This is a genomic window from Micromonospora sp. KC721, assembly GCF_004348355.1.
Taxonomy (GTDB): Bacteria; Actinomycetota; Actinomycetes; order Mycobacteriales; family Micromonosporaceae; genus Micromonospora.
This window is the reverse complement of sequence record NZ_SMJY01000234.1, coordinates 1-8,524: the sequence shown is the minus strand read 5'-3', so window position 1 is coordinate 8,524 and position 8,524 is coordinate 1. Positions and strand designations below refer to the sequence as shown.

General features: G+C 72.2%; 5 protein-coding genes. 3 read left to right on the top strand and 2 right to left on the bottom strand.

Annotated features, from left to right (window positions below; all coding sequences use genetic code 11):
- The coding region (locus tag E1182_RS27005) for a maleylpyruvate isomerase N-terminal domain-containing protein (protein WP_207921535.1) at nucleotides 1-224 on the bottom strand (224 nt) is incomplete at its 3' end.
- Between the two features lie 174 nt (nucleotides 225-398).
- Between E1182_RS27005 and rsgA the strand changes: the two genes are divergently transcribed.
- The 3 genes from rsgA (at nucleotide 399) to E1182_RS26990 (ending at nucleotide 5,337) form a co-directional block, all read left to right on the top strand.
- The gene (rsgA, locus tag E1182_RS27000; protein ID WP_132270473.1) at nucleotides 399-1,475 is read left to right on the top strand and encodes a ribosome small subunit-dependent GTPase A; all 1,077 of its coding nucleotides are present in this window, start codon (nucleotides 399-401) and stop codon (nucleotides 1,473-1,475) included.
- A 265-nt stretch (nucleotides 1,476-1,740) separates the two neighbouring features.
- A complete protein-coding gene (gene uvrA / locus E1182_RS26995; protein ID WP_132270471.1) occupies nucleotides 1,741-4,680 on the top strand; it encodes an excinuclease ABC subunit UvrA in 2,940 nt (979 codons plus the stop codon).
- 183 nt (nucleotides 4,681-4,863) lie between these two features.
- Nucleotides 4,864-5,337 carry a Rieske (2Fe-2S) protein gene (locus E1182_RS26990; RefSeq protein ID WP_132270468.1) on the top strand — a complete coding sequence of 158 codons (474 nt, stop codon included), beginning with the start codon at nucleotides 4,864-4,866 and terminating at the stop codon, nucleotides 5,335-5,337.
- 68 nt (nucleotides 5,338-5,405) lie between these two features.
- On the opposite strand, the gene E1182_RS26985 is transcribed toward E1182_RS26990, so the two are convergent.
- On the bottom strand, nucleotides 5,406-8,524 hold a 3,119-nt coding region (locus tag E1182_RS26985), incomplete at its 5' end, for a penicillin acylase family protein (protein ID WP_132270466.1).

Sequence of the window (8,524 nt, the reverse complement as noted above, 5' to 3'; positions counted from 1 at the left end):
GGGCTGGCGTACTGCGGGATCCGCTCGCCGGTACGGGCCGAGGTGAGCAGGTTGACGAAGCCGTCGGCGTTGCGGGCCAGGTGGGTCAGCACGTGGCCGCGGGTCCAGCCGGGCAGCAGCGAGGGCGCCCCGACGGCCTGGGCGTCCAGGGTCTCGGCGGTACGCAGGAGCCGGGCGGTGGCGTCCGCCAGCTCGCCGGTCAGCAGGAGCGGATCCGTGGTCACGGAACGACCCTAGCGTTCCCCGGTCGCCGCGTCGCCGGGGAAATGGCTTTCGGCGCGTCGGCGCGCCACCTACCGTCGGTCGCGACGCGGCACCGGGTCGACGGACGGGGGTGAGCATGCCGGTCGTAGCGCGGCTGTCCCGCCACCACCACCTTCGACACCGATGAGGATGCGATGAATATCGATCTTGCGGCGCTCGGCTTCGACGCCGAGCGGGCGGCATACGCGCGCCGACGTCCCGGCCGCCGTCCGGGCCGGGTGGCCCGGGTCGACCGGGGTGTCTGCACCGTGCTCTGCGCCGAGGGCCCGGTCCGCGCCAGCCTGGGCCCGGGTGTGCTGGCCGCCGCGGCCCGGGACCTGACCGTCCTGCCCTGCGTCGGTGACTGGGTGTTGCTCGCCACCTGGCCGGACGGGCCGGTGACCGTCGACTCCGTGCTGCCGCGCCGGACCGTGCTCATCCGGCGTACCGCCGGCCGGGACGCCAACGGGCAGGTCCTCGCCGCGAACCTGGACGCCGCCGCGGTGGTGGAGCCGGTGCATCCCGAACCGGACGTCGCCCGGATCGAGCGGCTGCTTTCCCTGGCCCACGAGTCGGGGGCCCGACCGCTGGTCGTGCTGACCAAGGTCGACCTGGCCGCGCAGCCGGAGGCGGTGGCCCGACAACTCGCCGCCGTGGCGCCCGGGGTGCCGGTGCTGCCGGTCGCCGCCGAGCACGGTGCCGGGCTGGACGCGCTGGCGCCGTACGTCGCGCCGGGCCAGACGCTCGGCCTGCTCGGCCCGTCCGGAGCGGGCAAGTCGACCCTGGTCAACGCCTTGGCCGGGGCGACGGTGATGCCGACGCAGGCGGTCCGCCGGGTCGACGGTAAGGGCCGGCACACCACCACCTGGCGCGCGCTGGTGCCGGTTCCCGGCGGTGGTGCCGTGCTGGACACCCCGGGGGTGCGCGCGGTGGGCCTGCTGGACGGGGGCGCCGGGTTGGACCGGGCGTTCGCCGACATCGCGGAGCTGGCGAGCGGTTGCCGGTACGCCGACTGCGCGCACGAGGCCGAGCCGGCCTGCGCGGTGCGGGCGGCGCTGGAGAGCGGGGAGCTGTCGGCCCGCCGCTGGGAGAGTTGGCACCGGTTGCAGCGGGAGGTGGCCTACGAGAGCCGCCGCCGGGAGGTCCGACTCGCCGCCGAGCGGCGCGGGGGGCGAGGGGTTCGTCGCCGCGCCGCCCGTCCGACGCCACCTGCGTCACCGCGGTCACCCTGAGTCGCCGCGGCACTGCCGCCGGGCGTCGGTGATCCGGTGGTGTTGCCGAACACGACACGGCAGCGAGCTGTCCCGCAACGCCACCTGATCATGGTGGGGCGGGGCCAGTCGCCCCCCCTGTGAGCAGGGGGAATGGGTGCGTGCCGGGAATTGTCGTACCTCGGGGCTAGAGTTGCTCGGGCGCCTTTCCCGCGCCGCAAACCGCTCAGACCTGCTCCGAGCGCACAGACCCGCCTCACTTTCTCTTTCCGGGAGCACACGCACCGTGGCCGACCGTCTGATCATCCGTGGCGCGCGCGAGCACAACCTGCGTGACGTCAGTCTCGACCTGCCCCGGGATGCCCTGATCGTCTTCACCGGGCTCTCCGGGTCGGGCAAGTCGAGCCTGGCCTTCGACACGATCTTCGCCGAGGGGCAGCGCCGGTACGTCGAGTCGCTGTCGTCGTACGCCCGGCAGTTCCTCGGCCAGATGGACAAGCCCGACGTCGACTTCATCGAGGGGTTGAGCCCGGCGGTCTCCATCGACCAGAAGTCGACCTCGCGCAACCCGCGCTCCACCGTCGGCACCATCACCGAGGTCTACGACTACCTGCGGCTGCTCTTCGCCCGCATCGGTGAGCCGCACTGCCCGGTCTGCGGCGAGAAGATCTCCCGGCAGAGCCCGCAGCAGATCGTCGACCGGGTGCTCGCCATGGCCGAGGGCACCCGGTTCATGGTGCTCGCCCCGGTGGTGCGCGGCCGCAAGGGCGAGTACGTCGACCTCTTCGCCGAACTGCAGTCGAAGGGCTACGCCCGGGCCCGGGTCGACGGTGTGGTGCACCAGCTCACCGAGCCGCCGAAGCTCAAGAAGCAGGAGAAACACACCATCGAGGTGGTGATCGACCGGCTCAGCGTCAAGCCGAGCGCCAAGCAGCGGCTCACCGACTCGGTCGAGGCCGCCCTCGGCCTCTCCGGCGGCCTGGTTCTGCTCGACTTCGTCGACCTGGCGGAGGACGACCCGGAGCGGGAGCGCCGCTACTCCGAGCATCTGGCCTGCCCGAACGACCACCCGCTGGCCATCGAGGACCTGGAGCCCCGGGTCTTCTCCTTCAACGCGCCCTACGGTGCCTGCCCGGAGTGCACCGGGCTGGGCACCAAGAAGGAGGTCGATCCGGAGCTGCTCGTTCCCGACCCGGAGCGCACCCTGCGCGAGGGCGCGATCCAGCCCTGGGCCACCGGCCACAACCTGGAATACTTCCTGCGCCTGCTGGAGGCGCTCGGCGAGGCCGAGCACTTCGACGTGGACACGCCGTGGCGGGCGCTGCCGTCGCGGGCGCAGAAGACGATCCTGCACGGCTCCGGCGACCAGGTGCACGTGCGTTACCGCAACAAGTACGGCCGCGAACGCTCCTACTACACCGGCTTCGAGGGCGTGGTGCAGTGGATCGAGCGCCGACACTCCGACACCGAGTCGGAGTGGTCGCGGGAGAAGTACGAGGGCTACATGCGGGACGTGCCCTGCGCGGCCTGCGGCGGCGCCCGGCTCAAGCCGGAGGTGCTCGCGGTCACCCTGGCCGGACGGAGCATCGCCGAGGTGTGCAACCTCTCGGTGGGGGAGGCCGCTGACCTGCTCGCCGGCATCGAGCTGACCGACCGGCAGAAGATGATCGCCGAGCGGGTGCTCAAGGAGATCAACGCCCGGCTGAAGTTCCTGCTCGACGTCGGCCTGGACTACCTCTCCCTGGACCGCCCGGCCGGCACCCTCTCCGGCGGCGAGGCGCAGCGGATCCGGCTGGCCACCCAGATCGGGTCGGGTCTGGTCGGCGTGCTGTACGTGCTCGACGAGCCGTCGATCGGTCTGCACCAGCGGGACAACCACCGCCTGATCGAGACCCTGCTGCGGCTGCGTGGCCTCGGCAACACCCTGATCGTGGTGGAGCACGACGAGGACACCATCCGGGTCGCGGACTGGATCGTCGACATCGGGCCGGGTGCCGGGGAGCACGGCGGGCGGATCGTGCACAGCGGCTCGGTGGCGGCGCTGCTGGAGAACGCCGACTCGGTCACCGGGGCGTACCTGTCCGGGCGTCGGTCCATCCCGACGCCGCGCCAGCGTCGCCCGCAGACCCCCGGGCGGGAGCTGGTGGTGCACGGGGCGCGGGAGCACAACCTGCGCAACCTGACCGTGTCGTTCCCGCTCGGCCAGCTCATCGCGGTCACCGGGGTCTCCGGTTCCGGCAAGTCGACGCTGGTCAACGACATCCTGTACGCGGTGCTCGCCAATCAGATCAACGGCGCCCGGCTGGTTCCCGGCCGGCACACCCGGGTCGGCGGGCTCGAGCACGTCGACAAGGTCGTCGGCGTGGACCAGTCGCCGATCGGCCGGACGCCGCGGTCCAACCCGGCCACCTACACCGGCGTCTGGGACCACGTCCGCAAGCTGTTCGCCGAGACCACCGAGGCCAAGGTCCGGGGGTACGGCCCGGGCCGGTTCTCGTTCAACGTCAAGGGTGGCCGGTGCGAGGCGTGCTCCGGTGACGGCACGATCAAGATCGAGATGAACTTCCTGCCGGACGTGTACGTCCCCTGTGAGGTCTGCAAGGGTGCCCGGTACAACCGGGAGACCCTGGAGGTGCACTACAAGGGCAAGACCGTCTCCGACGTGCTGGAGATGCCGATCGAGGAGGCGGCGGAGTTCTTCTCCGCCATCCCGGCCATCCACCGGCATTTGAAGACGCTGGTCGACGTCGGACTGGGCTACGTCCGGCTGGGTCAGCCCGCCCCGACGCTCTCCGGCGGCGAGGCGCAGCGGGTCAAGCTCGCCGCCGAGTTGCAGAAGCGCTCCACCGGGCGGACGGTCTACGTGCTCGACGAGCCGACCACCGGCCTGCACTTCGAGGACATCCGCAAGCTGCTGACGGTGCTGGAGGGCCTGGTCGACAAGGGCAACACGGTGATCACCATCGAGCACAACCTCGACGTGATCAAGACCGCCGACTGGCTCATCGACATGGGTCCGGAGGGCGGCCACCGGGGTGGCACGGTGCTCGCCGTGGGCACGCCGGAGGAGGTCGCGGAGGTGCCCGACAGTCACACCGGTCAGTTCCTGCGCCCGCTGCTCAAGCTCGACGGGGCGGCCAAGGGGGCCAAGGCGGCCACCACCCGGGCGGCGAAGGCCAACGGGGCCACGGCGACGTCGCGTACCCGCCGGGTGTCGGCCCGCTGAGCCGGCCACCTCGGCCCACGACCCCTTCGTCTCCGCCACGCCACGCCCCGTTCGCGGTGGCGCCGGTCGGTTGTCCGGTGGTGCCTGGTGTGCCGGCCGGGTGAACCGCCGGGCACGATGGTGCGTGTGCAGGGGTGCGGCCGGATTCACGCCGGTGGCGGCACGTCGAGAGAGAGGCCGAGGATGAGTGACGATGAGGTGTTGACCGGATCGGGCACGCGGACGCGCCGGGCCCTGCTCGCGGGTGCCGGCGCGGTCGGGGCGTCCGTGGTGTTGGCCGGGTGCGGCGGCGACGACGAGGGGGCGGCCCCGCCGGCGTCGACCCCGACCAGCGGCGGGCCCGGCGCGACCGGCGCACCCAGCGCCGCCGACGCGCCGTTGGCCCGGACCACGGACATCCCGGTCGGCGGCGGGGCCATCTTCGTCGAGCGCGGCGTGGTCGTCACCCAGCCCACCGAGGGCGAGTTCAAGGGCTTCGACCCGATCTGCACCCACCAGCGGTGCCCGGTGTCGAACGTCGACGGCGGCACCATCAACTGCACCTGCCACAACAGCAGGTTCGCCATCACCGACGGCTCGGTGCAGGGCGGGCCGGCGACCAAACCGCTGCCCGCCAAGCAGGTCAAGGTCGAGGGCGGCCAGGTCTACCTGGCCTGACGGGCTACCCATCCGTCCTGACCAGCTCCGGCCGGCGCGGGGTCAGCGCGCCGGCCGGAGCACGCCGGTCAGCGGGCGTACACCGCCATCTCGTACAGCGAGAAGCCGTAGGAGGTGGCCCGGGTCAGCCCGCGCATCCGCACGTACCGGGCGTTCTGCGCCGGGAAGGCGATCACGTCACTGCCCCCGTCACCGGCCGTGGTGGACCAGACCTCCCGCCAGGTGGTGCCGTCGGTGGAGACCTCGATCCGGTACGACCGCGCGTAGGCGGCCTCCCAGGCCAGACGTACCCGGCTGACCGGCCGGACGGAGCCCAGGTCGACGGAGAGCCACTGGTCGTCCTCGCGGGAGCTGGCCCAGCGGGTGTCCGGATCCCCGTCCACCGCCCGCGCGGCGGGCTGGAGGAACTCGGTGCTGGACGCGGTGGCCGGCCGGCCGAGGGCGAGGTTGGTCACCGCCGGGTCGCCACGCCGGGCCGGGAAGGACACCACCTGCTGGTAGGTGGGCCGGTTCTGCCAGGCGGTGGTGGCGTGCTTGATGCCGCCCAGGGGGGACTGGACGATCGCGTCGGCGCACCACTGGTCGCCGGCCGCGCAGGTGCTGTCGCCGGGGTAGGTCGTGGCGGCCGGGGTGGCCGCCGCGGCGCGCAGGGTGTCGAGCAGGACCTGCCGGCAGCCGGCGAGGTTGCCGTTGCCGCAGTACGTGCGGCCCAGGCCGCCCCGCACCGGGTCGCCGAGCACCGCACGCAGGTCCTTGTCGACCCAGCCCCACCAGCCGTACTGCAACGCCGAACCCTTGTGCGCCTGGGCCTCGTTGGCCGAGCTGGGCAGGTTGGACAGGTCGCCCCGCTGGTGACCGGAGGGAGACTCGTTGACCTGCAGGGCGTTGACCAGCGCCTGGTAGAGGTCCGTGCCGAGCGGGGCCTTGAACATGCCCCGGACCAGCAGCGGCCACCAGGCGTCGAAGGTGCGGATCGCCTCCGCGTGCTGGTACACCTTCGAGCCCTTGGCGGTCTCCACCCGCAGCCCACCGGCCTGCCGCCACGCCTTGAGCCGGCTGATCTCGCCGGCCAGCGCGCTGTCGGTGACCGGCTGGCTGTCCAGCACCCGGATCAGCTCGTCGAGCACCTCGACCGCCCGCAGGTCGGTCAGGCCGGCCTGCTGCACCAGCGAGACCAGCGAGGCCCGGTCGAACTTCCGGCCCGCCGCCAGGGCGGCCTTCATCGGCCTGTCCAGCAGGTCGCCCCGGTGCACGGCGCCGAAGCTGAAGTTGCCGTCGGCGGCGCCGAAGTCCTTGGCCTGCTTGTTGTTCCAGCTGATGTAGTAGTCCTGGTTCACCGAGTGCGGGTGGGCCGACAGCGGCGCGTACCGGGCGGTGTTCGTCGCCGGGTTGTAGTCCTGCCACTCGTAGGCGGGTTCGGCCTTCATCGGCAGGTTCGGGTTGCTGCCGGCGGCCCGCACCGGGTTGAGTCCGGAGTTGACGTACGCCGACTCGGTGGAGTTGACGTAGAACCAGTTGAAGGCGTACTCGACGTTGTTCGCCGAGGCGATGAAGGCCTGCGCCGAGCCCATCGCCGCCGGGTCGTTGAACATCTGGAACCCGATCGCCGAGTCGGCCTCGTGCTGGTAGGTCGAGCGCAGCTGGGTGAAGGCGTGCGGCCGGCCGCCGACGGTGCCGCGCCAGGAGACCAGCCCCAGTTTGGTGCGCCAGGCGACGAGCTTGTACGAGCCGGCGGGGGTGTTGTCGGCGACGCTGGGGGTCCACGTGTTGACGTGGGAGATCTCCTCCATCGGCAGGCAGGCGCCCCGGTAGAGGTAGTGGTTGCTGGACAGCGTCGGCGCGCTGCCGTCCGGGGTGCACAGCGGCACCGTGTAGGTGTCGGTGATGTCGTGGATGGAGGAGGTGGCGCTCCACGCGTAGTCCTGCCCCCGGCCGAGCAGCACGTACAGGTTGAGCCCGGCGAAGGCGGCGCCACGGGCGCTGATCCCGGGGCCCTGCAACTCCTGCACCATCAGCAGTTGGGGGGAGAAGTAGCCGGTCTGCGGGCCGAACACGGCGATCGGGTGCCCGGTGGCGGAGTGCGTGGCGCTGACCACGACGGCGTTGGACATGCCGCGGTGCTGCGGGGAGATGGTCAGCCCGGACAGCGCGGCGGCCAGCTCGGAGGAGCCGGTGGCGGTGGTGCTGCCGGCCGAGCCGGTCTGCTCGGTGACCACCGGTTCCACCCGGGCGGATCCGGCGTCGGGCAGCACCACGCTGGGCGCGTCCGGCGAGGCCGCGCCGTGCGGGAAGCTCTGCCCGTCGTGCAGGGTCAGCACGGTCTCCGGGTCGTTCTGGCCGCGGAAGGCGCTCCACACCTTGTCGCCCTCGACGGTGCCGTAGCGGGCCCGGGCGGCGATCCGCACCAGCGCCGACTGCATCTCGGTGCCGCCTCCGCCGCCGAACAGACCGCCGACCACCCCGGCGATGGCGATCAGGTCGGTCAGCTGGAACGGTTTGGGACCGCCGGCGTTGGTGACCGAGTCGAGGTGTCCGGTGAGGACGTACTCGCCGGGGCAGTTCCGGTTGGCCATGCAGGCACGGATGTAGGCGTTGATTCCGGCGACGTACTCCTGGACGTCGGCGTAGAGCTGTTCGCCGCGGGCGCCGCTCTTGGCGCGCAGCGCGTCGATCTGCGCCCGCAGGTCGGCCTCGGTGTAGGGGGAGCTGCGCCAGACGCTCTGTTCCAGGGCACGGTTGCCGGGGGCGCCGCCGGCGAACGGGGTGAGGGTGCCGCGGCCGACGTGCCGCAGCAGGTCCATGGTGAACAGCCGGTCCTCCGCGCCGGCGTACCCGGCGCCGTACATGGTGCCGCCGCGGGTGGTGCCGGTGATGTGCGGTACGCCGGTGGCCTTGTCCCGCACGATCCGCACGTCGGCGCGGGGTGAGTAGTCCCGCTCGACCTGGCCGGGCGGCACACCGAAGGACGCGTCGTTGAAGAACGAGCTGATCTGGTCCTGTCGGAGGCCGGCGTAGGAGTACACCAGGTCGGCGTAGCGGCCGAGTTGGTCGGCGGAGTGTCTGGGCAGGGTGCCGAGGGCCTGGTTGCCGAGCACCTCGACGAGGGTGGCGTTGCCGTTCTGGCCGGGCGGCAGGATGTCGCCGCACTCGCCGAGGCAGTAGTCCTCCGCGGCGAAGGCGGTGGTGG

Bases quoted from the DNA above. Each gene is read 5' to 3' on its own strand.
- rsgA (WP_132270473.1), top strand. From the start codon at position 399: ATGAATATCGATCTTGCGGCGCTCGGCTTCGACGCCGAGCGGGCGGCA.
- E1182_RS26990 (WP_132270468.1), top strand. From the start codon at position 4,864: ATGAGTGACGATGAGGTGTTGACCGGATCGGGCACGCGGACGCGCCGG.